The following is a 23,967-nucleotide window of genomic DNA, read 5'->3' as shown; positions in this document are numbered from 1 at the left end:
ACTCTGCCCGCCGCCGCAAATGATTTTGCGCGGGTGGGATATTCGCGGAACCCGTTCACATCCGCTCCGGTGCGCTCACGCCCAGCAGCGCCAAGCCGTTCGCCAGCACCTGGCGGGTCGCGTTGACCAGCACCAGGCGGGCGGCGTTGGTCGGGCTCACCGGCTCGTCGCCGAGCGGGAGCACGCGCAGGTTCTTGTTGGTCTGGAAGCGGTGGTAGGTACCGGCCAGCTCTTCCAGGTAGCGGGCGACCCGGTGCGGTTCCCGCAGGCTCGCCGCACTGCTCACCACGCGCGGGTACTCGCCGAGGGTGCGAATGAGTTCGCCTTCTTCGTCCGCGGTCAGCAACGCGAGGTCGGCGGTGACCTGGTCGTAGTCGAATTCGGCGGCGTTGCGCGCGATGGACGCGGTCCGCGCGTGCGCGTATTGCACGTAGTAGACCGGGTTTTCGCTGCTCTGACTGGTCCACAGGGTCAGGTCGATATCGATGCTGGAATTCACCGAGGAACGCACCAGGGAATACCGCGCCGCGTCGACCCCGATCGCCTCGACCAGATCTTCCAGCGTGACCACGGTGCCCGCGCGCTTGCTCATCTTCACCGCGACACCGTCTTTGAGCAGATTCACCATCTGCCCGATCAGCACCTCGACGGTCGCCGGATCGTCACCGAAGGCGGCCGCGGCGGCTTTCAACCGTCCGATATACCCGTGATGGTCGGCGCCGAGCATATAAATGCACAGATCGAATCCACGCGACCGCTTGTTCTGGAAATACGCGATATCACCCGCGATATAGGCCGGATTACCGTCGCTCTTGATGACGACACGATCCTGATCGTCGCCGTACTCCGTACTCGCGATCCACCAGGCGCCGTCCTTTTCGTACAGGTCGCCGGAATTCTTCAGCGTCGCGACGGCCTGTTCGACCGCGCCGGAGGCGAACAGCGAACTCTCGTTGAAGTACACGTCGAAGTCGGTGCCGAACTCGTGCAGCGACTGCCTGATCTGCGCGAACATCAGCTCGACGCCCTCGGCGCGGAACAGTTCGAGCCGCTCGGCCTCGGGCAGCGCGACGGCGTCCGGGTGCGCGGCGACGATCGTGCCCGCGATCTCGCCGATGTAGGCGCCCGCGTAACCGTCCGCCGGGGTGGACTCGCCGGCGGCCGCCGCGACCAGCGACCGGGCGAACCGGTCGATCTGCGCGCCGTGATCGTTGAAGTAGTACTCACGCACCACCTCCGCGCCCTGCGCGGCCAGGATCCGGCCGAGCGCGTCGCCGACCGACGCCCACCGGGTACCGCCGAGGTGCACGGGACCGGTCGGATTGGCCGAGACGAACTCGAGGTTGATCCGGGTGCCCTGCAACGTCTGAGCGGTGCCATACGCCGCGCCCGCGGCCAGCACCTGCTCGACGATCGCACCCTGCGCCGACGCGGCCAGCCGGATGTTGAGGAAGCCGGGCCCGGCGACCTCGGCCACCTCGACACCGTCCGCGGCGGTCAACGCCTCGGCCAGCCAGGTCGCCAGATCTCGCGGATTCGTGCCCGCCTTCTTTGCCACCTTCATCGCCACATTCGTGGCATAGTCACCGTGTTCCGGGTTGCGGGGACGCTCGACAGTGACCTCGTCGGGCAGGACCGCGGGATCGAGCCCACGTTCGACGAGCACCTTCGCCGCGGTGGTGCGAAGGAGATCTGCAAGGTCAGCTGGAGTCACGAGTCTCTATCCTATGGTCTTGGCGGGTGTGCACCTCGAGTGGGCATTGCGCCGGAACCGTCCGCAACCTGTAGCAGCACGCGGATCCGTCACGTCGAGAGAGCACAACGAGCGATGCCGAGCAGTCCCAGCGCCAAATCGGCCAAGGCCACCAAAGCCGGCGCGAAGTTGTCGGCCTCCCGTAAAGGGGGCGGCCGGGGTCAACTTCCCAAGAACAATCGTCAGATTCCCTGGTTGGCCATCGGCGCGGCCGTAGTCATCATCGCATTGATCGGTGCCCTCGCCTACAGCCTGGTACCCAAGTACCAGGAGAAGGCCGCGCTGGACAAGTACACGCCCAGCGCCGACCGGAAGGACCCGTCCGAGTCCATCTCCGGCGTGGTCAAGAAGGAGTATCCGGCCGGACTGCACATCGGCCCGACCCAGCGGGTCGCCTACGACCAGAGCCCCGCGTTCGGCGGACCGCACGACGCGTCCTGGGCGACCTGCACCGGCATCGTGTACGACAAGCCGATCCGGATGGAGAATGCGGTGCACTCGCTAGAGCACGGCGCGGTCTGGATCACCTACAACCCCGACAAGGTGGATGCCGCGGGCCGCGACCTGCTGGCGAGCAAGGTGAAGGGCAAGCCGTACTCGCTCATGTCGCCGTATCCCGGTCTGGACACCCCGATCTCGTTGCAGTCCTGGGGCCACCAGCTGAAGCTGGACAAGGCCGACGATCAGCGCGTCGGCCAGTTCATCACCGCCCTGCGGCTCAACGCCTACACCTATCCCGAGGTCGGCGCGGACTGCTCGACCATCGCCTTCGACACCGACAACCCGCCGCCGTTCGACCCGACCCCGCCCGGACCGGACGCGGTGCCGATGGACGGCAAGGGACTGCAGCAGGATCCGTCCGAGATGCCCGGCGGTCTGCCGGGCGGCATCCCGGGTGTACCCGGCGTGCCCGGGCTGCCCGGTGCGCCGCTGCCCGGTCAGCCCGGCCGGCCGCAGCCCGCGCCGGTCCCCGGCCAGCAGGCGCCGGTGCAGCAGTGACGCCCACCGAGCTGGAGCGCGCGGCCGAACCCGCCGCGTCCGGCCTCGGCGGCCAGTTCCAGCGGCAGCGGACCGCGCTGCTGGTGCTCGGCGTCATCGGCGCGATCGTGCTCGGCGTCGCCATCGGCGCCCTGGTCCGGCTGCCGTTCACCGGCTCGTCCGAGCCGGACCCGGGTGCGGTCGATGTCGGTTTCAGCCAGGACATGTCGGCCCATCACGCGCAAGCCGTCGAGATGGCCGGGGTCGTGCTGGTGAAGTCGACCGACACCGACGTGCGCCGCCTCGCCTACGACATCATGACCACCCAGCAGAGCCAGGTCGGCCGGATGCAGGGCTGGCTGCAGCTGTGGGGCAAGCCCGCGCAGAGCGTCGACGGCTACATGGGCTGGATGAGTGGGCAGCCCGGCGGCCACGGTCACTCCGGCGGCACCACGGCCATGTCCGGTCCGATGGCGGCCATGCCCGGCATGGCCACGCCCGCCGACCTCGCCGCCCTGCGCCAGGCCACCGGCACCGAACTCGACACCCTGTTCCTGCAACTCATGCTGCGCCATCACCAGGGTGGCCTGTCGATGATCCAGTACGCCGCCGAGCACGCCGACACCACCGCGATCCGCACCCTCGCCGACACCATGGACAAAACCCAGCGCGGCGAAGCCCAGCTCATCACCACCATGCTCACGGCCCGCGGCGCCCAACCCCTACCGCCGAACTGACCCCAACCGCCGCCTCCGCCACGCTTTTTGGCGCACGGCCCTTGATGCGATACGCTTTCCCCGCCCGAACGGCGGCCCCAAGCCCCGCTCGGCCCTATCCCGCCCTCGTAGCTCAGGGGATAGAGCGTCTGCCTCCGGAGCAGAAGGCCGCAGGTTCGAATCCTGCCGAGGGCACCACGAGAAAAAGGCCCCCGATCGTTACGGTCGGGGGCCTTTCTCGTGTGCGAAGTTCAGTCGGCCGGGCCGAGTACCAGGGCCGAGTTGTTGCCGCCCATGCCGAGGGCGATTTTCATGGTGAGGCCGTTGCCGGCGTGGTCGATGACGCCGTCGACTAATCGGGGGTGGGCGGCGGCTACGATCGGGGCCGAGACCATGAGGCCGTGTTCGTAGCCCATGATGGTGGCGGCGACCTCGACTCCGCCGGAGGCGGCTTGGCAGTGGCCGGTCAGCGGTTTGGTGGCCAGCACCTGCGGGCGGTCGTCGAAAATGGTTGCCAGTAAAGCGGTTTCGGCCACATCGCATTGTTGCGTGCCGGAACCGTGGCTGTTGAGGTAGGCCACCTGCGCCGGGTCCACCCGTGCGGCCGTCAGTGCCTGCCGCACGCACGCGAAGATCTGCTCGTGCGAGGGCTCCACGGAGATGACGTGGTAGCCGTCGTTGGTCATGGCGCCACCCAGTACCGCCGCGTACGGCCGGTCGGCCGCGCCGGTCACCACGAACGCCGTGGCGGCCTCGCCGAAGCCGAAGCCGCGACTGCCCTCCTGGAACGGGCGGCAGGCCATGAGCGGATCCTCGTCGGTGACCGCCGCACCCAAGGTCACGAAGGGCTGGACGATGTCCGGGATCGCGCTCAGGTCGCTCGCGACCACCACTACGTCGTCGACGAAGCCCTGCGCCAGCCACATCTGGGCGGTCATGAGCGCGGCGTTCGCCGAGGAGCAGGCGGCCGTGACGTTCATCGCCGGACCGTGAAACCCGTGCTCGCTAATCAGGTTGGAGTTCGGCGTGGAGGGCAACAGTCGTAAGAAGTCCCGCGAACGGCGCTTGCCGTGGTCGCGGACGTAGAAATCGTGCCACTCGTCGGTGTCGCCGAGCACGATCGCGTGCAGCAGCCCCACCGTGGCGCCCGGTCGCCAGCCCCGCGCGCGGGCGTCGGCCACCGCCTCGCGGACCGACTCCTGCACGGAGCGCACGTACACCGAACCCCATTCCGGATCGCCGCCGTCCGGTATCCGGGCGACCCATCCGTCGGTGTCCCGATCCGGGCCGAAACCCGGCTGCGGCCGAGCCGCGTGTTTACCGCTCAGCAGTCCCTGCCACAGCGCCTCACGCCCCCAGCCATATCCGGTGACTGTGCCCAGCCCCGCAATGACCACACGATCTCGAGCAGAGTTCTTGCCTGGCATTTCACATCGTTCCTTCGCGAGCCGGTATTCGTCATGATCACCGCACCGAGGCCGCCGATGGGTGGAACTATGATCTATTCAACACGGCCCGGCAGGCATGGTAGCCAAGCGCCTGATTGTGTTTGCTCGGTGGCGCACATTCGCAGGTCGGCCACCGTACACCTGCACTTTCCCGGCCCCTGGCCCAGACAGACGCACTTGCTATGATCGAGTCAGCGTCGGCCGGAGAGCGATTCCCGAGCCCGGAAGCAGATCCCCCGTTGGAACGGGGCCGCGCTCCCGGCTGCCCCGGTGTCTTCTGGAGTCCAGTTGATGGATCAGGTCAGCCGCATCGGCCGAGCAGAACTCGACGGCACCACCCCGGATACGCCCGCGCGCCTGCACTTCTTCGATCACATCGTGCTCGGGATCCATGACGAGGCCGTATGGCGTTGTGAGACAACGCATCTCTTGGATCAGCACGGGCGGCCCTCGTTCGCGGTGCGCCTCGATCTCGACCCGCACGCCGGGAATGTCCTCGGCCGCGTGCCGGTCGGCGGCGACCGGAATCGACTGGTCGAACTCGGCGACCGGACCGTGCCCGCGCTGGAAGCGGCCGCCCGCCGGCTGCTGAAACGCGGCACCGAGAGCCGCGCACATTACGGAACGATGCTGCGGGAGTTGCCGCTGAGCCACCGCTCGAATTCGATCGGGGCGAGCTTGCTGACCAATTGCCTGCCGGTCACCTGGGCGGAAAAGGGATGTGCGTTCCAACGGGTCGCCGACACCACCGGCGCGAACGGAATTTTCTTCGGCGCGATCACTCTCGCGGCCCCCTCGACAATCCTCGATCTGACCCTCGCCGCGTATTTCCCGGCACTCCCGCTGTTCGACGAAGCGCGCGGCGCGGAGGACGGGCTGCGTTATGCCCTGGGCCGCTCATGGTCGGAGGTGTCGATCACCCGGGTCGGGCAGACCGTGTTCTGGACCGCGCGGCAGCCACGCCGCCGCGGGTGAGCCGCGCTCAGCTCACCGCACCCTCTTCGACCGGCCGGAGCACGATCGCGGCGGGTTGCACGGGCTTGGACTGCACGCTCGGCAGGGGCCACGCGGTGGCCTCGTACCGGCGGTCGTTGATCGTCACGGTGGCTTCGACGCTGGTCTGCGACCCCGAAACGATCCGGGCGATCTGCAGGTCTTCCAGTAGTTCGACGATATTGCTGTCGCGCAGTTCCTCGCGCAGCACCCCTTCGGTGTGCAGCGTGATCCGGCGTTCGGCGTCGACCAGGATCAGCGTGTGCCGAGTGAACTGGACGATGTGCCGCAACGTCGCGACCACCGGCTCGGGGCGGCGGACCAGTTGCAAACTCATGCCGTAGACGGATCGTGCGGTGGGACCGATGCCGGGGTGGGCGGCGCTCCAGAAATGCACCCAGCCGGGGGCGCCGGGCGGGTTGATCGACCAGATCGCTTCGGCGGTAAGCCCTTTGGTACCGGTCGCCGCATCCCAGTACAGCGCGAGGAAGCGCGGTACGTCGTCGGCGTTGGCGAACCGGAGCAGATCGCGGATGGGGCGCGGTTCGCCGGCCTGCCGGTCGGTGCCGAGCATCGCCAGATCGTCGCCGGCGCTGCTGGTGGTGACGGCGTCCAGATCCAGGATCCAGCTGTTGTAGACCGGGCGCGGCAGGACCGGCCCCGGCGCGAGCCACAGCACCAAGCCGAGCGGCATGCCATCGGGCGCCTTCACCCAGTGCGCACGCAATGCCATCCCGGCTTCGTCGGCGGTGCGGTCGTCGTACGGTCCGTCGAAGAGGTCGGCGACCATATCGGCCCACAGCCGCTCGCCCTCGACGTCGAACCCGAGCGTGCTCGCACAGCGCGTCAACACCCGTGCCACGCGCTCGCCCGCGGCCGAGTGCACCATGATGTCGCTGCGGCCCAGTCGCGAACCCGCTCCGTCGCGCGCGACCCGCGCTTCCCGCCGCAGTCGAGTCGTGAGGACATCGACCGCCACCCACGCCCCTGGTACCCGCATGCCCAGAGCCTAGCGAGATCGAAAACCGCGATGCCGCGCGCGCACCCCGACCGCGCCCGATTCCCGGCAGCGGCGGCGGGCTCAGGAAGCCTTGCGCAGGTGGAAATCGCGATCGTCGGGGGTGGCGAGCAGCGCCTCCATGGTGGCGCGGTCGAACGGCAGCAGATCGATGTGGCCGCCTTCGGTGAAGTACCAGGAATTGCACCCGGTGTTCCAGACCGTGGGCTCCAACGCCTTGCCGACCTCGGCTTCGAATCGGGCGGTGGCGGCTTCGGTCACCTCGACGGTGTCGAATTCGCCTGTCCGCCAACGGTTGATCCACGCGACGATATAGCGGGCGGTGACCTCGGCCGCGTGGTGCAGCGGAATGGAACCGGTCGGCGAGTTCGGTCCGAGCACCGTGAACAGATTGGGGAAGCCCGGGACGGCGGTCATCCGATAGGCCCGCGGGCCCTTCACCCACGCGTCGTCGATCGCGATTCCGTCGCGGCCGGCCAAATTCATCGGCCGCATGTAGTTGTGCGCCTGGAAGCCGGTGGCCAGTACGATCATGTCGAATTCGTGCTCGGTGCCGTCGGCGGTGCGAATGCCGGTGGGGGTCACGGCCGCGATCGTGTCGGTGACCAGTTCGGCGTTGCGGGCGTGCAGCGCGCGATAGTAGCTGCCGGACAACACTTGTCGCTTGCACAGCGGCTGATAGTCCGGGGTGAGCTGCGCACGCAGTCGCGGGTCGCGCACCTGGACCCGCAGGCTCAATCGCGCGTACTCCTGCACCGCCCGGCGTCGCCAGCTCGGCCGCGTGACCACGTCGGTGAACAACTTCGCGCCGGTCATGCCCGCGCGGTACAGCGCGCGATTGACCTGCGGGAGCCGGTCCAGCACCGCGCCGACGACGGCGGGTTGCGGCAGCCGCATCGGCGCCCAGATCACCCACTGCGGACTACGGACGAAATGGACGAGTCGGCGCGCCTTCGGCTGCAGCGCCGAAACCACCTGCACGCCGGTCGATCCGGTGCCGATGACGGCGATGCGCTTGCCGTCGGTAGGCACCGAATCGTCCCAGCGCGCCGTGTGCAGCACGGCGCCGGTGAACTCGGCCAGGCCGGGCAGCTCGGGGGTGGCCGGATGGTGCAGCACGCCGGTCGCGGCGATCACGAAATCGGCCTCGTAGCTGTTCCCGTCGCCGGTCTCGACCCGCCAGCCCGATCCGGTGAAGGTTGCCGCCGTGACCTCGGCATTCGTGCGTACGTGCGGCCGAAGGCCGAACCGATCGACAACGTCGGCGAGGTAGCGCTGGATTTCCGGGCCGGGCGCAAAGACCTGCGACCAGTCCGGTTTCGGGGCGAAGCCGAACTGATACAGCTGTGACGGGACATCGCAGGTCAGCCCGGGATAGTGGTTCCAATGCCACACACCGCCGACATCGGCCCCCTTCTCCAGGATCACGAAATCATCGATCCCGTTGCGCTGCAAAGTGATCGCGCTGGCAATGCCGGAGACGCCGGCACCGATGATCACGACCCGCGGTGCGCGCGGCGCGGTCACCGCTGCCCCACTGTCCCCTGCCGAACGCTCACGCACTGCCCAACTCCTTTGTCGGATACCCTCGGTATTCGAATACTGACGGTATTGTGAATCCGGCAGCATGTCAATGGAGTGGCGAACGGCAGGCTAGCTGGCCGCGGGCACGGCGCGCCGACCCCTGCGGTACCACCACAGGACGAGCGGGGTGGCCAGGAAGGGAAGGATGACGAAGGCCAGACCCTGCACGGACAGATCGGGGTCGCGCAGTTCGAGATAGTTCCACTTGCTCGCGAGGAACTGGGTGGTCACCTGGAACGCGGCATGGAAGCCCATGCAGGCCATGATGTTTCCGGTCACCGACCGCAGCACGCCGAGCACGAGGGAAAAGCTGAAGAAGAGCACGGCTCGCCCCACCGAGCCCGCGGCGCCGATGAGCACACCCCACGCCGTGAACAGCAGCGCCTGACCGACGACCGCGCCTGCGGCGGACCACCGTTCGTTCAGATTGGCGAAGAAGTATCCGCGAAAGATGAGTTCTTCCGGAATCGCCTCGTACAGAAGCACCAGTACGAGCAGGCCGAGCAGTGCCAGCACCGTGCGCGGAAACGACTCCCGCACAGTGATATCCGCCCACCCGAGCCACAACATCACGGCCATCGCCGACCAAGCCGGAATTCCCCAGCACGCGACACCGACGAGAAACGCGCGACCACCGCGGCCGACCGAGGAGAATCCCAATTCGGCAATGCGCCTGCGGTCGAGAAACTTTCGAGCGAGCAGAATGAATGGCACGGTGAACACCGCCGCGCCCACCGCGCGCACGATGTGCGCCGAACGGGTGTACTCCCCCGCGGGCGACACCAGGTGGTACAGCACCAACCACCACACCGTCACCGCGACGAAAACAATCCCCGCTCTGGCGACCAGAGCGGGACGCGCCCGCAATTCTGCACCGGAAATCCGCACCCCGCGACCGTATCCCGCCTAACGAACACAGCGCGTCCTACGAAAGTGGGAGTAGACGCGAACCCGATCGCGTGGAACGAATTCTTCAGGCGCAGCTGAATTGGAACGGCGCGGTTTGGGTGACGCCCGGTAAGACGATCATCTGGACGTACTCCACGCCGCGGACCGAACAGCCGGACGGCGGTGCGGTGACTCGCACCTGATAGCAGCCGGGCGTCAGGTCGGCGCGCACGATCCCGTCGGGTCCGGTGGTCAGCGCGGTGGGGGCGGGCGCGGCACCGCAGGGCGCGATGCCGACCTCGACTCCCGCGACGGCGAGTTGATCGGTCCCGGTCGTCGCCCGGACCTGCACCGCACCTTGCCCTGGATCGGCGCCCGCGAGGCCGGCGGCGGCCAGCAGGCCGATCCCGGCGCCTGCACCGATGAAGAGCACCCTGCGCATCCGAATCTCCCTCTGCACGAACGAAGATGAGCGTCGATCCCCCGCTCGGTCAATATAGGCGGGGCGCCGGCGGACCGGCACCATCCTCCCCCCATGGTTAACCCCGCGCGGGATGCTCTAATCGGAACCGCACGACCTCGTGATCGATGACACATCAGCGAGTCGGCCGACGACATGCCCGGGCCCGCGCTCGATACACCGGTCGGCGTCCCTTTTCACTCGCCCCGACCTCCGGTTGCCGTAACCTTCCAGGAACCAGGGGGGCCGACGGAGGACGAGACGATGACTTATCCGAATCCGCACCAGCCCGACCAGCCCACCGGCTACCCGCCGCCGCACTATCCGCAGGCCGCGACGCCTGCGCCGGGGCCACCCGGCGCGCGGCAGCCCTCCCGGAAAAGCAAGGTCGGCCTCGTCATCGGATTGATCGCGGTGGTGTTGCTGGCCCTCGGCGGCGTGGTGGTGATCGGGGCGGTGCTGACGGCACAGGGCAAGGGGCCGTTCGCCTCCGACGCGCAACGGATCGAGTCGGCCATCCACGACTTCTACGACACGCTGGAAAAGAAGGGCTTCCCGGCGGCCGCGGCCAAAGCGTGCGCGGCCGACCGCGCCGAGTTCGACGCGCTGCCCGCCGAACAGAAACAGGAATTCGACACCGCCGCGGTATCGGTCAGCATCGATAAGATCGATGACATCAAGATCGATGGCGAGCTGGCGACCGCACGGATCACCGGCAAGCTCACCCTGGAGCTGCCCGGCGAGGAGCCGGACACCGATACCAGCACCACCGAGCACCTGAAGAAGGAAGACGGCAAGTGGAAGGTCTGCTCCGCGGGCTCCGGCCGCAACTGACGAGCCGCGGCCCCGCATGACGTGCTGCGGGCCGTCCCGGCGCACCCTGCTCGGCGCGCTGGGCCTGGCGGCACTGCTGCCGGTGGTCGGCGCTGCGCGGGCGGGTTCGGCTCAGGCCCAATCGAATCCGATTCTCGCCACCGATCTGGAGGTGGTCACGATCACCGATCGGACGGTGATCGTGACCTGGACGACGCTGACATCGGACGCCGCGGGGCGGCTCGTCCCGGTCCCCGCGGACGCGGAAGTACGTCTCGCACCGGCGGATTCGCCCCGCGCACCGGTTCCGATGTGGTCCGACCCGGAGCCGACGCCGTTCCACTACGCCGAAGTGGACGGTCTGGAGCCCGGCCGCGCGTACCGATTCGAGGCCTGGTCCAACGGTGTTCGCGCGATCCCGGCACTCTCGTTGACGACCCTGAGCCCCGGCACCCCAGAGATCACCGGCGAATTCACCACATTGACGCCGCCGCCCGGACGTCGGCTGCGAACCATCGCCCTGGCCAACGACATCCACTACGGCGAGGAGGTCAGCGGCCTGCTCGTCGCGGGTCTGCCGCCCGGCTTCCGCCAGGACGTGCCGCCGTATCCCGAGGCAATGCTGGCCGCGCTGCTCGACGACCTGCGCAGGCCCGACCGGGGCGCCGCGCACCTGCTGATCGCGGGCGATCTCACCGACGAAGCGTCCCTTGCAGATTCGCGCGCGGTCCGCGCACAGCTCGACGCCTGGGGCGCGCTGGGCACCGACTACCTGGTTGTCCGCGGCAACCACGATCGGCCGCACACCGGACCGGACTATGCGAGCTGCGCCCCGGCGCCGGCCGAGCACCACGACTGCTGGGCCGAGACGTTCACCCCCCGCCAGCAACTCGTGGAGCACGAGCTCGGCGGACTGCGCGTGCTCGGCCTGGACACCAGCGAACTCGACGGCTCCGGTGGCACCATCGACCGACCGCAGTTCGACCTGTTCACCGAGCGGCTGCGGGCCGACCCGGACCGGCCGACACTGGTGTTCAGCCACCATCCGGTCACCAAGGAGTCCGGCTACACCAATCTGGCGGGTCCGGGGTTCGTGTTGAACGGCCGGGACAGCGCCGAACTCCAAGCGAGCTACGAGCGCACGCCGGGCGTCTTCCTGCACCACAGCGGCCACACCCACCGCAATCGCCGGACCCGCCCGGATACCGGGTGCGCCGTCGAATTCCTGGAAGTGGCTGCGGTCAAGGAATATCCGGGCGGCTACAGCCTGCTGCGCCTGTACGAGGGCGGTTACATGGTGAACTTCTACAAGACGCGGACCGCGGCCGCGCGCCGCTGGAGCGCGACCACCCGGGGCGAATACTTCGGCCTGCTGCCGGATTACACCCTCGGCACCACCGCCGACCGCAATCACGTTGTGCTGCGCGATTTCTCGGGCCTCGGCTGATTCGCCGGAACAGCCCGCGCCCACCGGCCGCCGGGCAATGAGCCCGGCCCGAGCTGCTCGGCGCGGCGGTGGCGTACACCGCGCCGAGCGCCGCTCGATCGACGACCTCGAGCCCTGCTTGGAGCGAGCGGCGGGAATTGAACCCGCGTAAACGGCTTTGCAGACCGTTGCCTCAACCACTCAGCCACGCCCGCCTCGTGATCGATAGTGCCGGGCGCGGGTCTCCGGCCACACCCTTGCGCTCAGTCTGATTCGAAGAGCAAGGTCTGGTTCGAAGAGCACTGTGATCCACAGTGCCCGTGGATGTCCCCGATCACCACCCGGCCCCATGGAATGATCAGGGCATGTCTCGGCCACGTCCCCTGCCGCTCGACCCGATCGAGGAGGCCCATCGCCAATGGGTCGACCACGGCTGGGGGGATGTCGCCGACGGTATGGCCGCGGTGACCTCGCTGGTTCGAGCCCAGCAAATCGTCATGGCGCGGGTGGACGAGGCGCTGAAACCAACCGGTTTGACCTTCTCTCGCTACGAATTGCTGATGCTGCTGAGCTTCAGCAAGACCGGTGCGCTGCCGATGGCGAAGGCCAGCGCGCGCCTGCAGGTGCACCCCACCAGCGTCACCAACACCGTCGATCGCCTGGAGGCGGCGCAGCTGGTCGAGCGGGTGCCGCACCCCACCGACCGGCGTGCCACGCTCATCGAGATCACCGCCGCCGGAAGGGAATTGGTCGCGCAGGCGACCGAGGAACTGAACACCAGAGTATTCGCGCTGCCCGGCCTGGCACCCGATCGGCTGCACACCCTGCTCCAATTGCTCGCGGAATTCCGACATGCCGCGGGCGACTTCGACACCGGCGCGGCGCAGGCGCACTGGTCCGCGACTGGACCGGAATAACCGGACACAACTGGACGGTCCAATACACCCCGCACTTGGCGGTGCAGTAACGGTCCGGCATCCAACTAGCGAATTTCTCGCCCTGTCGCCTTGGCAGCGGCGCGGAAAAGGTCCACCATGTAAATCATGGTGCTGGTCTTGGGGGTATCGGCGGGCGCTGGTGGCGCACGCGCGATGCTGACGCATTCCGATCAGCCACACCTCCCGCCCATCGATCGTTGCCAGGTACTGCGCCGCCCCGGCGGCGGCATCGACGAGCCGGTGCTCGAGGCCATCCGGCAGATGCGCGGCGCCGCCGATCGGCGCGACGAGCTGGTCACCGGCACGGCCGTGACCTGCCGCTGCACCATGCACTCCGAGGCCATCCGGGCCAGCGCGGGCCGCAGCGGGCTCACCATCGTCGACGAACCGCTGGCCCAGCTGCGCTATCTCCGGTTCACCGGGCAACTGCCGGACAGCGGCTCGGTTCTGCTCTACGACCTCGGCAGTTCCGGCCTCACCATCACCCACGCCGATTGCCGCACCGACACCATCCTGGCGGGCAAGCGCAGCACCGTGCTCGGCGGTGACGGCTACGACGCGCTGCTGCGCTGGCAACTCGCCCGCGGCGGCGTGCTCACCGACAAGCTCACCAGCCGCAGGCATCGGGAGGCGTTGAGCAGCGAGCGGGTGGTCACCGCGATCGACCCGATCTCCGGCGGCCGCGAGGTGGTGACCCGCAGCGACCTGGCGGAGCTGTGCTCGGCGAGCATCCACCACTCGGCGTCGTTCGTGCGCCAGTTGATCGAGGAGAGCGGGGTCCAGCCCGAGGCGCTGGTGCTGCTCGGCGGCTGCACCCGCAACCCGAACATCCGCGACGAGCTGGCCGAGCTGATCGACCTGCCGATCATCTACGACCCCGAACCGGATTACGTCTCGGCCCGCGGCGCGGTGCTGCTGGCGGCCGAGCGCCACGGTGGCGAGGTGCGGATGGCGCGGGCGCGCACGGGCGCGGCCCTGTCCGCGTCGCTGGTGCACGGCCCGGTCGACCGCCGCAAGCTCATCGCCGCCGTCGCGGTCACCGCGGCGCTCGGCGCGACCATCGCGGGAATCCTTGCCATGGACCGGAGTTCGGCCGAACCGAGCGACGGCACCACCCCGACCCCCGCGGAGATCATCGGGCCGTCACCGTCCACCTTCGGCTGACCGGAGCCCGAGAACACGGCCGGTCCGGAACCCGCTAAGTGGACAGGCATTCTGTCCGGACCACGGTCCGCCCACCCGGATCGCGGGCAGGCGGACGACCGATCAGCGGTTGGTGAACTTCGCGGGGCGCTTCTCGACGAAGGCGGTCATGCCTTCCTTCTGATCCTCGATGGCGAACAGCGAATGGAAGACGCGACGCTCGAAGCGCAGGCCTTCCGCGAGGGTGGTTTCGAAGGAGCGGTTGACTGCCTCCTTCGCAATCATGGTGACCGGCAACGACATCGACGCGATCGTCTCGGCGACCTCGAGCGCGGTGTCCAGCAGCTCGGCGGCCGGCACGATGCGCGACACCAGGCCGGCCCGCTCGGCCTCTTCGGCGTCCATATTGCGCCCGGTGAGCACCAGATCCATCGCCTTGGCCTTGCCGACCGCGCGGGTCAGCCGCTGCGAGCCGCCGATACCGGGGATGACACCGAGCTTGATCTCCGGCTGCCCGAACTTGGCGGTATCGGCTGCGATCAGGATGTCGCAGATCATCGCCAGCTCACAGCCGCCGCCCAGGGCGTACCCGGCGACCGCCGCGATGGTCGGCTTGCGGAACTCCGCGAGCCGATCCCAGCGGGCGAAGTAGTCGTTGAGGAACATGTCCATGTACGACTTGGGCTGCATCTCCTTGATATCGGCGCCCGCCGCGAAGGCGCGCTCCGATCCGGTGATGACGACCGCCCCGATCTCCTCGTCACGCTCGAGCTCGTCCAGCGCGGCGATGACATCGTCGAGGACTTGCGCGTTCAACGCGTTGAGCGCCTTCGGCCGGTTCAACGTGATCCAGCCGACCCGCCCCTTGCGCTCCAGCAGAATCGTCTCGAAATCGCTCACTAGGCACCTTCTCGCTCAGAACGGCTACGAATATCGGTGACGATAGCGGAGAAGTCCAGGTCGCCCGACGACTGGTTGAACCGGTCGTAGATCTCGGCGGCGAGCAGGCCGAGCCGGCCCTCGATGCCGTTCTCGCGCAGCGCGTTCGCGGCGAGGCCGAGATCCTTGTTCATCAGCGCGGTGGCGAAACCGGGCCGGTAGTCGTTGTTGGCCGGGCTGGTCGGCACCGGGCCGGGGACCGGGCAGTAGGAGGTCAGGGCCCAGCTCTGGCCGGATGCGGTGGAGACGACGTCGAAGAAGGACTGGTGGGTCAGGCCCAGCTGCTCACCGAGCACCAGGGCCTCGGACAGGCCGATCATCGAGATGCCGAGCAGCATGTTGTTGCAGATCTTGGCGGCCTGCCCGACTCCGGAGCCGCCGCAGTGCACGACCTTGCCGCCCATCACCTCGAGCACCGGCAACGCGGTGGCGAAATCGTCCGCGGCACCGCCGACCATGAAGGTGAGGGTGCCCGCGGCCGCACCGGCGACGCCGCCGGAAACCGGGGCGTCCAGCGCCCGGTGCCCTGCGCCGATGGCGAGGACGGCCGCGGACTTCGCGTCGGCCACATCGATCGTCGAACAGTCGATGAACAGGGTGCCCGGCTTCGCGGCGGGCAGGATCTCCGCGTACACGTCGAGCACCAGCCGCCCGTTCGGCAGCATGGTGATCACCACGCCCGCCTCCGCCGCCTCGACGGCGGTGGCGACGACGGTCGCGCCGTCTTTCGCGGCCTGCTCCCGCGCGGCGGGTACCGGGTCGTAGGCCAGTACCTCGTAGCCGGCTTTCACCAGGTTCGCCGCCATCGGCGCACCCATGTGGCCGAGCCCGAGGAATCCGATCTTTTCAGTCATTGCTCACCAAACCCAGTTCCTGATCGCCCAATTCGGCGAAGTATGCGTCGACCTGCGCGGCGCTGACGTCGGCGAGGGTCGCCGGCGACCACTGCGGGGCACGGTCCTTGTCGATCACTTGCGCGCGGATGCCCTCTACCAGGTCGTGCGAGGCCAGGGCCGCGATGGAGACCCGATACTCCTCGTTCAGCACCACCTCCAGGCTCGGCGCGGCACCCGCCGACCGCAACGACCGTAACGCGACCTTCAGCGCGACAGGCGATTTCGTGAGAATGTCGGCCGCGGCCCGGCCTGCTTGCGGCGCCTCGTGCGCCTGGAGCCGCGCGACGATCTCCTCGACGGTGTCCGCGCCATAGCAGGCGTCGATCCACCCGCGCTGCGCGAGCAGGCCGGATTCCGGTGCGCCCGTGGCGAATTTGGCGATCGCGACCTCGACCGCCTCGGTGCGCAACGTCTCCAGCAGCGCGGGCAGGTGTTCGGTGGCGACGAAGTAGTCGGCGAAGCCCGCCGCGATCGCGTCGCCCGCGTCCATCCGCGCGGTGGTCAGCGCGACGTGCGTGCCGATCTCGCCGGGGCTGCGCGCGAGCAGGTAGGTACCGCCGACATCGGGCACGAACCCGATGCCCACCTCGGGCATGCCGATCTTGGACCGCTCGGTCACGATGCGGTGGCTGCCGTGGCCGGACAGCCCGACCCCGCCGCCCATCACGATGCCGTCCATCACCACCACGTAGGGCTTCGGGTACCGGCCGATCAGCGCGTTGAGCAGGTATTCGTCCCGCCAGAATCGCCCGGTCGGCGAATCGGGGCCGACCGCACCGCCGGTGGCGTCGGTGTGGATCGCGACGATATCGCCGCCCGCGCACAGACCGCGCTCCCCCGCCCCGGTGAGCACGACGGTCCGCACGGCGTCGTCGTCCGCCCAGGCGCGCAACGCCTCGGTGATCGCCAGTGTCATCGAATGATTCAGCGCGTTGATGGCTTTGGGCCGGTTCAGGGTGATCAGTCCCAGGCCGTCCTGCTGCTCGATGCGGACCTCGGGCTCAGCCGCGTCGGTCATGCCGCTCCTTCCACCGCACGGGCGACGACCACCCGCATGATCTCGTTGGTCCCTTCCAGGATCTGGTGTACCCGCAGATCCCGGACAATCTTCTCCACACCGTATTCGGCCAGGTAGCCGTAGCCGCCGTGCAGTTGCAGCGCCTTGTTGGCCACCTCGAAACCGGTGTCGGTGGCGAACCGCTTCGCCATGGCGCACAGCTCGACCTTGTCCGGCGCGTCCGCGTCGAGCGCGGCCGCCGCCCGCCACAGCAGGGTGCGGGCCGCCTCCAATTCGGTGCGCATATCGGCGAGTTGGAATCGGAGCGCGTCGTTCTTCAGCAGCGGCTTGCCGAACGCGTGCCGCTCGGCCAGATACGGCACCGTCTTGTCCAGTGCCGCCTGGGCGCCGCCGACCGAGCAGGCGGCGATGTTCAGCCGCCCCCCGTTGAGGCCGTTCATGGCGATCCGGAAGCCGTCGCCCTCGGCGCCGAGCAGGTTCGCCGCGGGCACCCTGGCGTCCTCGAAGATCACCTGACGGGTGGGCTGAGCGTTCCAGCCCATCTTCTTCTCGTTGGCGCCGAAGGAAACTCCGGGCGTCTCGGCGGGCACGATGAACGCCGAGATACCGCGTGCCCCGTCGGCGCCGGTCCGCGCCATCACCACGTAGACATCCGTGGCACCCGCGCCGGAGATGAATTGCTTTGCGCCGTTGAAGATGTAGTCGTCACCGTCGCGAACGGCCTTGGTGCTCAAGGCCGCCGCGTCCGAGCCGACGCCCGGTTCGGTCAGCGCGTAGCTGGCCAGCAGCTCCATCGAGGTCAACCGCGGCAGCCACCGATCACGCTGTGCGGCATCGCCGTAGCGGTCGATCATCCAGGTCGCCATGTTGTGGATGGAGATATAGGCGGCGATAGCCGGGCACCCCGTCGCGAGCTGCTCGAAGATCCGCACGGCGTCGAGCCTGCGCAGCCCCGAACCGCCCACGTCCTCGCGCACGTAGATACCGCCCAGGCCGAGCGGGCCCGCCTTGCGCAGCACGTCGATCGGAAAGTGCTTCTGCTCATCCCATTCCAGCGCGTTCGGCGCGAGGAACTCGTCGGCGAAGCCGCGCGCGGTGTCGCGGATCGCCTTCTCGTCGTCGTCGAGGATGAACATGTCAGTCCATCGTGGGAATCACGAAGGCGTTGCTCTCCTTCAAACCCGAAGGCCAGCGCTGCGTGACGGTCTTGGTCTTGGTGTAGAAGCGGATCGAGTCCGGGCCGTGCTGGTTCAGGTCGCCGAAGCCGGAACGCTTCCACCCGCCGAAGGTGTAGTACGCGATCGGCACCGGGATCGGCACATTGATGCCGACCATGCCGACCTGCACGCGGGCGGCGAAATCGCGGGCGGTGTCGCCGTCGCGAGTGAAAATCGCTACGCCGTTACCGTATTCGTGTTCGTTGGCCAGCCGCAGACCCTCTTCGTAGTCCTTGGCGCGCACCACGCTCAGCACCGGACCGAAGATCTCTTCCTGGTAGATCCGCATCTCCGGCGTCACGTTGTCGAACAGCGTCGCGCCGACGAAGTATCCGTCCTCGGCGCCGGGAACGGTCACGCCGCGCCCGTCGACCACCAGCTCGGCCCCCTCATCGATGCCGATCTGGACGTAGTTGTTCACCCGGTCCACGCCGTCCTTGCCGACCAGCGGGCCGTAGTCGGCGCCCGGATCGTCGGACCGCCCGATGTTGAGCTTGTGCACCCGCTCGGTGAGCTTGGCGAGCAGGCGATCCGCGGTCTCCTGCCCGACCGGCACCGCAACCGAGATGGCCATGCAGCGCTCGCCCGCGGAACCGTAACCGGCGCCGATCAATTGGTCCGCGACGTCGTCGAGGTCGGCGTCCGGCATGACGATCGCGTGGTTCTTCGCGCCGCCGAAGCACTGGGCGCGCTTGCCGTTCGCGGTCGCGGTCTCGTAGATGTACTGGGCGATCGGCGTGGAGCCGACGAAGCCGACGGCCTTGATCCGCGGATCGTGCAGCAGCGCGTCGACCGCCTCCTTGTCGCCGTTGACGACATTGAACACCCCCGCGGGCAGCCCCGCCTCGAGGAACAGCTCGGCCAGCCGCAGCGGCACCGACGGATCACGCTCGGAGGGCTTGAGCACGAACGCGTTGCCGGTGGCCAGCGCCGGGCCCGCCTTCCACAGCGGGATCATCGCCGGGAAGTTGAACGGCGTGATGCCCGCGACGACGCCGAGCGGCTGACGCATCGAGTAGACGTCGATGCCGGTGCCCGCGCTCTCGGTGTACTCGCCCTTGAGCAGGTGCGGGATACCGGTCGCGAACTCGATGACCTCGAGACCGCGCTGGATGTCGCCCTTCGCGTCGGCGATGGTCTTGCCGTGCTCCGAGGAGAGCAGCGCGGCCAGGTTGTCCATGTCGTCCTGCACCAGGGTCAGGAACTTCATCAGCACCCTGGCCCGCTTCTGCGGATTGAACGCGGCCCACACCCGTTGCGCCGCTTCGGCGTTCGCGACGACCGCGGCGACCTCGTCCTTGCTCGCCAGCGGCACCCTGGCCTGCACCTGACCGAGGTTCGGGTCGTAGACATCGCCGAACTTGCCGGAGGTGCCCGCTACGTGTTGCCCGCCGATGAAGTGAGTGAGTTCGCGAACCATGCCAGTCCTGTCCTGGTAGCCGACCATGACACCGCGCGTGCGGTATGCGGTCATCCTATAGTTGGACGTCCATGCTTTTGCGGAGTGTGACGAACCCCACCCGGTCGAGCGCTCGCTCAGGCCGCGGGCGGCTCGGACTTCGGACCACGGGTGAGCAGGAATGCGCCGCCGCCCAGGATCAGGGCGCCGATCGCAAGCACGGTCACTGCGACAGTTAGCGGGTTGTCGGTCAGTTCGGTGACCGCCTGGCCCGCCGCGAGCGCGACCGCGAGCGCGCCGCCGACCACCAGCACCGTCGAGCGCCGCTGCGCGAACAGCCCGAAACAGACGCCGGCCACCAGCACACTCAGCAGGAACGCCCACGGCCTGCCGTCCGCTTCGACGACCACCGCGCCGAGCAACGCGATCGCCACCGCGATCGCGTAGCCGAGCCAGGTTTCGACGAAGGCGCCGAACCTGGTGAGCGCGAACCAGATTCCCGCCACGGCGAGCAGGCCGAACCCGACCCAGACATCGGTGGCGCCCGCCAGATCACCGAGCAGGCCGGGCACCGCCGCGGCACTGCACACCCCGCAGGCGAGCATGCCGAGCACCGCCGGGACGGCGATATAGCCGAGCGCCGCGGTCACCAACCCGGCGAGCACGGCCCAAGTCCCGGCATCGGCGGAGCTGTGGTCCAGGGCGGTCCCGACCATCCCGGCCACCGATCCGGCGGCGAGCGCGAGCAAGGCCGACGCGAGTCGCACCCGCGAGCCGGACTCGGCCCGGCCGAACATCCGCGCGGGGCCGCCGACCACGGCCACGGCGCCGAGCACCAGCCCGAGCGACACCGCGAACAACACCGCGACCTGCCCGGCCCGCGCGAGATCGTCCCAGGACGACCCGATCACCAAGGCGATCCCGCCGAACACCAGCCCGGCGCCGATATACGCGGCGATCTCGGCCACCACCTTGCCCGGCGGGCGCTGCTCCCGCGCCGCCAGCGCGTCCACGACCGCGGCGTACTGCGCTTCGGTCAGCACGCCGTCGGTGACCAGCCTCCGCAAGGCCGCCTGCCGGGCTTTCGCCATCCGCACATTATGTCCGGATTCCGCGGGGCCGAGGCCGGATCACGGCACAGCGCGTCCTCGCGCGTCAGGGACGCGGCGGTACCTCAGGATTCCGGGCCGAGCTCCACGACGGTGCCGGGGTGCGCCAGCGACGCGACGGTGATCCGGCCGCCCTTGGCCTGGTCGATGAGCTGGCCCTGCCACGCGACGAAGCAGGAGGCGATCTCACTGTTGTAGACCCGGTTGAGGATCGGGGTCAGCACCTTGGCCAGCTCGCCCTCGGCGGCGATCAGCTGTCCGCGATACGGCCCGTAATAGGGCAGGATCGCTTGCAGGACAACGGCTTCTACGCCTTGCACCTGAGTGATGATCGGGTCGATCACCGGTTGGTACTGCGCGATCACCGGCGCGATCTCGGCCAGCACCGGACCGGCCAGCTGCAGGATGGGCTGATAGACCGAGCCGAGCGCGAACGCCTCCGAGGAGAACGGACCGGCCAGCGGCGCGAGCCCGATCAGCGAGGCAAGTCCGCCCTGCTGTTTCGGGGCGGGCCAGCCGAGCGGGCACGGCGGCTGGGTCGCGACCGGCGCGGACGCGAACGGATCGGCGGCGCCGAGCGGCACCGAACTGTTCGGGGCGTTGCCCGCACCGAGGGGCACCGAGCTATTGGGGGCGTTGCCCGTACCGAGCGGCACGGAACTGTTCGGGGCCGCACCGGCATTGGGGGCTCCGGCGCCCGGGTTGATCGCGACCGCGGCGGGCACACCACCCGAACCCAGCGGGACCGCGGCAGCGGGTGCCGCCGCGGGTGGCGCCGCCGGACCCGGCGGGGCCGGTGCCGGAGCTGCCGCCGCAGGTGCGGGCGCGGGCGTGACCGGTGCCGCGTGCCGGGCGGCCGCGGCCGCCTGCTCCTGGGTGACCACCACGGTGGTGACGTCGTCGTCGGTGCGAACGGTCAACGCGGTGACCGCGACGGCGCTGCCGATCACGGTCAGCGCGGCCACCGCGCGGATGGCCACGGTGAGCGCGGGCCGGGTCGTCGTGCGAGAACTCATCGGGCGGAACTCCTTCGATGTCTATTTGGCCGAGGGCGCCGGCGCGGCCGGCGCGGCGGCGTCGGGTTCGAACACGCCCTCCAGATGCCACACGCCGGTGAAACCGTTGAACGGCCCGCCGACGATCAAGCTGGTCCATTGCAGGGTGAACTCGCGAGACTTGCGGTCATAGCTGCCGGTCGCCGACGGCCCCTGCGCAGCATCGGATTTGGGCTTGTCGAACCATTGCTTAGCGACCCAGTCCCACACCTTCTGCACCTGCTCGGCGCCCGCGACCTGGGCGTCCTGCTTCTCCGGCGGCTTCGGCGCGCCCTGGTTGAACTCCTGGTCGTTCCACGAGGCCGCCCAGGACGACAGGTCGGCGGTCAGGGTGCCGCCGTCGTCGGTCACCGTCGGCGGCGGCACCCGGCGCTGGGTCTGCGGGTCCACCGGGTTGGTCGAGATGCCGAACTCGACCGCGAAGAACTTGGTCGGCTTGGTGATCGAAGCGGACAGCGAATTACCCTGCGCGAAGCCAGGGTTCGGCTCGCTCTGATATCCGCCGATGCGCAGCCCACCGGCCGTGCCGGGTTCGAGCAGCGTGGTCGAACCGCCCTGGGCCGGTGAATCACCGTTGGGCATATAGGGCCCCTTCTCCGGGGTACCGCCCGGCTGGACCATCCGGAACCAGGTGCCTGACACCTCGTCGCCCGACACCGAACCCGGTGTGAACCGCAGCAATCCGACCAACTGCTCGGGCCCGCTCGGCGCGGGATCGTCGTCGCCACCACCGGAACACCCCGGAACCAGCAGCACCAGCGCGGCAAAAGCCGCCAGTGCGAACGTCTTTCGTAGGCGCATACCGGCTTGCCTCCTGAGCTTTCGACCACGGTGCGGTCGATCGACTGTGTGACGGATACTCATTTCTCTCGACCGCCAGGCGAATCCGACGGCGCGGGTGCTACGCCGCCGCGCCGTCCGCTCGGTAGCCGCGCACCCGTGCCCGCCAGCGCGAGCGCGAGTACGCCGGGTACGAGGTAGAAATAGCCGAGACCGCGGAACGCGCCGAAACCCACCGGGCGCGTCGATTCGTTCAGCGCGACAACAGCATCGAAGTTGCGGACGTTGTCGTTCATCGCCCCGATCAGGGCCGCGAAGCGCGAGGTCATCGGCTGCCACTGCGCCTCCAGCGTGGTGATGCCGGTGAGATCCGCGTCGGGGTGCGCGTTCCGGACCGCGCCGGTGTATCGGCTGTTCAGCTCACCGTCCGCGGCCACCAGCGTGACGAAGTAGCTCTGTAGCTGGCGGACCTCGTCATGGGTGAGGATCGGGCGCAGATCATCGATCAGGGGCTGCCCCGCCGGAGCGGCCGCGAACAACCCGCCGAACGCCGATGTCGCGATCAGCCCGAGTGCCGCGAGTCCCGCCAGCGAGCGCCAGACGAGCGCCCGCTCCCCCTCCTTGGCCCGCCGATAGCCGAACACTCCCGCCGCCACGAGCACCGCGCCCGGTAGCGCCAGCAACCAGGGCAGCGTGCCGAAAGGTATGACCGAGGAGAGCTTTTCGTAGTTCTGCCGGTTGTCGTCGATCGCGCCGATCATCCCGGACAGGTGCGCGCGAATCTCCGGATAGTCCCGGACGAACTGCTCGACCCGGTCGTAGGTACCCGGCTGTTGCCCACGCTGCTGCAAGGTCACCACGTTCGTGCGCGCGTCTGCCAGCACCTGCAGATCACGCTGATAGCCGTCGAGGCTCGAGCGGGTCATGTAGGGCTCGAACGCGTCGATCATGGCCTCGCCCTTGACCGCCCGCGGAAACATGCCGGTGACGATCGGGGCCAGCACCAGCACCGCGCCGAGGACCACGAGAACCACGAACGGCCATCGCTTCCGGGGCCGCGGGGGTGCGGGTTCCGGGTTCGAGACGAACTCGGAATAGGCGGGCAGCCCCGACACGGCGGTCACTGTCGTTGCCGACGGACGATCCGGTCCGCGTTGGTGAACACCGCGGTCGCCACGATCGCGGCGACGAACAGCGTCGGCACCACCCACGCCGGGGTGTCCCGCTCGCGCGGTACCGCGACCGTCTTGCTGGCCAGCACCGGGTCGGTGCGCGCGGCCTGGGTGTCACCGTGCACCACCGGAACGGCTGCAGCGGCGGGCGGCGCGGGGGCCTCCGCCGGCGGTGCCGCCGGCGCTGGCGCACCGGGTGCGGGCGGCGCGGGCGCCGCCGGAGC

General features: G+C 68.9%; 22 protein-coding genes, 2 tRNA genes and 1 pseudogene. 8 read left to right on the top strand and 17 right to left on the bottom strand.

All coding sequences use genetic code 11. The features are described from left to right. Positions 1 to 55: 55 nt before the first annotated feature. Positions 56 to 1,714 carry an arginine--tRNA ligase gene (gene argS / locus NVU01S_RS41635; RefSeq protein WP_043679187.1) on the bottom strand — a complete coding sequence of 553 codons (1,659 nt, stop codon included), beginning with the start codon at positions 1,712 to 1,714 and terminating at the stop codon, positions 56 to 58. 114 nt (positions 1,715 to 1,828) lie between these two features. Between argS and NVU01S_RS41630 the strand changes: the two genes are divergently transcribed. The 3 genes from NVU01S_RS41630 to NVU01S_RS41620 all read left to right on the top strand — a co-directional run bounded on the left by NVU01S_RS41630 (position 1,829) and on the right by NVU01S_RS41620 (position 3,645). After that, positions 1,829 to 2,752, top strand: coding sequence for a thioredoxin-like domain-containing protein (locus tag NVU01S_RS41630; RefSeq protein WP_043679184.1), 924 nt, complete (start codon positions 1,829 to 1,831; stop codon positions 2,750 to 2,752). Further along, positions 2,749 to 3,468 carry a DUF305 domain-containing protein gene (locus NVU01S_RS41625; protein ID WP_043679181.1) on the top strand — a complete coding sequence of 240 codons (720 nt, stop codon included), beginning with the start codon at positions 2,749 to 2,751 and terminating at the stop codon, positions 3,466 to 3,468. The genes NVU01S_RS41630 and NVU01S_RS41625 overlap by 4 nt, the downstream gene beginning before the upstream one ends. 101 nt (positions 3,469 to 3,569) lie before the next feature. Further along, positions 3,570 to 3,645 (top strand) — tRNA-Arg (locus NVU01S_RS41620). A gap of 53 nt (positions 3,646 to 3,698) precedes the next feature. On the opposite strand, the gene NVU01S_RS41615 is transcribed toward NVU01S_RS41620, so the two are convergent. Beyond that, the gene (locus NVU01S_RS41615) at positions 3,699 to 4,874 is read right to left on the bottom strand and encodes a beta-ketoacyl synthase N-terminal-like domain-containing protein (RefSeq protein WP_244467479.1); all 1,176 of its coding nucleotides are present in this window, start codon (positions 4,872 to 4,874) and stop codon (positions 3,699 to 3,701) included. A 312-nt stretch (positions 4,875 to 5,186) separates the two neighbouring features. Here NVU01S_RS41615 and NVU01S_RS41610 point away from each other — a divergent pair, with 312 nt between their 5' ends. Continuing rightward, entirely contained in the window at positions 5,187 to 5,870 is a 684-nt protein-coding gene (locus NVU01S_RS41610) for a hypothetical protein (protein ID WP_043679174.1), read from the top strand. Between the two features lie 7 nt (positions 5,871 to 5,877). Here the strand turns inward: NVU01S_RS41610 and NVU01S_RS41605 are convergent, their stop codons facing one another. The 4 genes from NVU01S_RS41605 to NVU01S_RS41590 all read right to left on the bottom strand — a co-directional run bounded on the left by NVU01S_RS41605 (position 5,878) and on the right by NVU01S_RS41590 (position 9,820). Beyond that, positions 5,878 to 6,888 (bottom strand): hypothetical protein, encoded by a 1,011-nt coding sequence (locus NVU01S_RS41605; RefSeq protein ID WP_043679171.1) that lies wholly within the window; start codon positions 6,886 to 6,888, stop codon positions 5,878 to 5,880. Between the two features lie 81 nt (positions 6,889 to 6,969). Further along, complete coding sequence (locus tag NVU01S_RS41600) at positions 6,970 to 8,469, bottom strand: flavin-containing monooxygenase (RefSeq protein ID WP_373864247.1); 1,500 nt, start codon at positions 8,467 to 8,469, stop codon at positions 6,970 to 6,972. 90 nt (positions 8,470 to 8,559) lie between these two features. Beyond that, entirely contained in the window at positions 8,560 to 9,378 is an 819-nt protein-coding gene (locus NVU01S_RS41595) for a CPBP family intramembrane glutamic endopeptidase (RefSeq protein WP_244467478.1), read from the bottom strand. An 85-nt stretch (positions 9,379 to 9,463) separates the two neighbouring features. Next, on the bottom strand, positions 9,464 to 9,820 hold the full coding sequence (locus NVU01S_RS41590) for a hypothetical protein (RefSeq protein ID WP_043679164.1): 357 nt from the start codon (positions 9,818 to 9,820) through the stop codon (positions 9,464 to 9,466). A gap of 282 nt (positions 9,821 to 10,102) precedes the next feature. Between NVU01S_RS41590 and NVU01S_RS41585 the strand changes: the two genes are divergently transcribed. Together NVU01S_RS41585 and NVU01S_RS41580 are read left to right on the top strand one after the other, a co-directional pair. Then, entirely contained in the window at positions 10,103 to 10,672 is a 570-nt protein-coding gene (locus NVU01S_RS41585; RefSeq protein WP_052281213.1) for an Rv0361 family membrane protein, read from the top strand. A gap of 16 nt (positions 10,673 to 10,688) precedes the next feature. Continuing rightward, positions 10,689 to 12,098, top strand: a complete 1,410-nt coding sequence (locus NVU01S_RS41580; protein ID WP_043679161.1) for a metallophosphoesterase — start codon at positions 10,689 to 10,691, stop codon at positions 12,096 to 12,098. Positions 12,099 to 12,217: 119 nt separating this feature from the next. Here the strand turns inward: NVU01S_RS41580 and NVU01S_RS41575 are convergent. After that, positions 12,218 to 12,292 (bottom strand) — tRNA-Cys (locus NVU01S_RS41575). Positions 12,293 to 12,442: 150 nt separating this feature from the next. Between NVU01S_RS41575 and NVU01S_RS41570 the strand changes: the two genes are divergently transcribed. Together NVU01S_RS41570 and NVU01S_RS41565 are read left to right on the top strand one after the other, a co-directional pair. After that, positions 12,443 to 12,994, top strand: coding sequence for a MarR family winged helix-turn-helix transcriptional regulator (locus tag NVU01S_RS41570; RefSeq protein ID WP_029902979.1), 552 nt, complete (start codon positions 12,443 to 12,445; stop codon positions 12,992 to 12,994). A 126-nt stretch (positions 12,995 to 13,120) separates the two neighbouring features. Then, complete coding sequence (locus NVU01S_RS41565; protein ID WP_043679158.1) at positions 13,121 to 14,179, top strand: Hsp70 family protein; 1,059 nt, start codon at positions 13,121 to 13,123, stop codon at positions 14,177 to 14,179. A 102-nt stretch (positions 14,180 to 14,281) separates the two neighbouring features. On the opposite strand, the gene NVU01S_RS41560 is transcribed toward NVU01S_RS41565, so the two are convergent. From NVU01S_RS41560 to NVU01S_RS44700, 10 genes and pseudogenes are all read right to left on the bottom strand, one after another. Then, positions 14,282 to 15,058: an enoyl-CoA hydratase gene (locus tag NVU01S_RS41560; protein ID WP_043679155.1), complete on the bottom strand. Its 777-nt coding sequence runs from the start codon at positions 15,056 to 15,058 to the stop codon at positions 14,282 to 14,284. Then, positions 15,058 to 15,951, bottom strand: a complete 894-nt coding sequence (gene mmsB / locus NVU01S_RS41555) for a 3-hydroxyisobutyrate dehydrogenase (protein ID WP_043679150.1) — start codon at positions 15,949 to 15,951, stop codon at positions 15,058 to 15,060. Before mmsB ends, NVU01S_RS41560 begins: the two co-directional genes overlap by 1 nt. After that, entirely contained in the window at positions 15,944 to 17,011 is a 1,068-nt protein-coding gene (locus tag NVU01S_RS41550) for an enoyl-CoA hydratase/isomerase family protein (protein WP_043679147.1), read from the bottom strand. The genes mmsB and NVU01S_RS41550 overlap by 8 nt, the downstream gene beginning before the upstream one ends. Continuing rightward, positions 17,008 to 18,147 (bottom strand): acyl-CoA dehydrogenase family protein, encoded by a 1,140-nt coding sequence (locus NVU01S_RS41545; protein ID WP_043679143.1) that lies wholly within the window; start codon positions 18,145 to 18,147, stop codon positions 17,008 to 17,010. Before NVU01S_RS41545 ends, NVU01S_RS41550 begins: the two co-directional genes overlap by 4 nt. A gap of 1 nt (position 18,148) precedes the next feature. Beyond that, on the bottom strand, positions 18,149 to 19,648 hold the full coding sequence (locus NVU01S_RS41540) for a CoA-acylating methylmalonate-semialdehyde dehydrogenase (protein ID WP_043679140.1): 1,500 nt from the start codon (positions 19,646 to 19,648) through the stop codon (positions 18,149 to 18,151). A 116-nt stretch (positions 19,649 to 19,764) separates the two neighbouring features. Continuing rightward, positions 19,765 to 20,718, bottom strand: coding sequence for a DUF2157 domain-containing protein (locus NVU01S_RS41535; RefSeq protein WP_043679137.1), 954 nt, complete (start codon positions 20,716 to 20,718; stop codon positions 19,765 to 19,767). 83 nt (positions 20,719 to 20,801) lie between these two features. Next, complete coding sequence (locus tag NVU01S_RS41530) at positions 20,802 to 21,752, bottom strand: hypothetical protein (RefSeq protein WP_043679133.1); 951 nt, start codon at positions 21,750 to 21,752, stop codon at positions 20,802 to 20,804. A 21-nt stretch (positions 21,753 to 21,773) separates the two neighbouring features. After that, entirely contained in the window at positions 21,774 to 22,592 is an 819-nt protein-coding gene (locus tag NVU01S_RS41525; RefSeq protein ID WP_043679130.1) for a hypothetical protein, read from the bottom strand. 59 nt (positions 22,593 to 22,651) lie between these two features. Further along, the gene (locus tag NVU01S_RS41520) at positions 22,652 to 23,605 is read right to left on the bottom strand and encodes a hypothetical protein (protein ID WP_156161891.1); all 954 of its coding nucleotides are present in this window, start codon (positions 23,603 to 23,605) and stop codon (positions 22,652 to 22,654) included. A gap of 86 nt (positions 23,606 to 23,691) precedes the next feature. Beyond that, positions 23,692 to 23,967: pseudogene (locus tag NVU01S_RS44700) on the bottom strand (hypothetical protein); the annotation flags it as partial.

This window comes from Nocardia vulneris (assembly GCF_001613425.1).
In the GTDB taxonomy this organism is placed as follows: domain Bacteria; phylum Actinomycetota; class Actinomycetes; order Mycobacteriales; family Mycobacteriaceae; genus Nocardia; species Nocardia vulneris.
Note: the sequence above shows the minus strand (reverse complement) of the source record. Positions and strands in the feature narration are given on the sequence as shown.

Coding starts and splice junctions, on each gene's coding strand:
- NVU01S_RS41630 (WP_043679184.1), top strand. CDS start 1,829: ATGCCGAGCAGTCCCAGCGCCAAATCGGCCAAGGCCACCAAAGCCGGC.
- NVU01S_RS41615 (WP_244467479.1), bottom strand. CDS start 4,874: ATGCCAGGCAAGAACTCTGCTCGAGATCGTGTGGTCATTGCGGGGCTG.
- NVU01S_RS41610 (WP_043679174.1), top strand. CDS start 5,187: ATGGATCAGGTCAGCCGCATCGGCCGAGCAGAACTCGACGGCACCACC.
- NVU01S_RS41605 (WP_043679171.1), bottom strand. CDS start 6,888: ATGCGGGTACCAGGGGCGTGGGTGGCGGTCGATGTCCTCACGACTCGA.
- NVU01S_RS41590 (WP_043679164.1), bottom strand. CDS start 9,820: ATGCGCAGGGTGCTCTTCATCGGTGCAGGCGCCGGGATCGGCCTGCTG.
- NVU01S_RS41585 (WP_052281213.1), top strand. CDS start 10,103: ATGACTTATCCGAATCCGCACCAGCCCGACCAGCCCACCGGCTACCCG.
- NVU01S_RS41580 (WP_043679161.1), top strand. CDS start 10,689: ATGACGTGCTGCGGGCCGTCCCGGCGCACCCTGCTCGGCGCGCTGGGC.
- NVU01S_RS41570 (WP_029902979.1), top strand. CDS start 12,443: ATGTCTCGGCCACGTCCCCTGCCGCTCGACCCGATCGAGGAGGCCCAT.
- NVU01S_RS41565 (WP_043679158.1), top strand. CDS start 13,121: ATGGTGCTGGTCTTGGGGGTATCGGCGGGCGCTGGTGGCGCACGCGCG.
- mmsB (WP_043679150.1), bottom strand. CDS start 15,951: ATGACTGAAAAGATCGGATTCCTCGGGCTCGGCCACATGGGTGCGCCG.
- NVU01S_RS41550 (WP_043679147.1), bottom strand. CDS start 17,011: ATGACCGACGCGGCTGAGCCCGAGGTCCGCATCGAGCAGCAGGACGGC.
- NVU01S_RS41545 (WP_043679143.1), bottom strand. CDS start 18,147: ATGTTCATCCTCGACGACGACGAGAAGGCGATCCGCGACACCGCGCGC.
- NVU01S_RS41540 (WP_043679140.1), bottom strand. CDS start 19,648: ATGGTTCGCGAACTCACTCACTTCATCGGCGGGCAACACGTAGCGGGC.
- NVU01S_RS41535 (WP_043679137.1), bottom strand. CDS start 20,718: ATGGCGAAAGCCCGGCAGGCGGCCTTGCGGAGGCTGGTCACCGACGGC.
- NVU01S_RS41530 (WP_043679133.1), bottom strand. CDS start 21,752: ATGAGTTCTCGCACGACGACCCGGCCCGCGCTCACCGTGGCCATCCGC.
- NVU01S_RS41525 (WP_043679130.1), bottom strand. CDS start 22,592: ATGCGCCTACGAAAGACGTTCGCACTGGCGGCTTTTGCCGCGCTGGTG.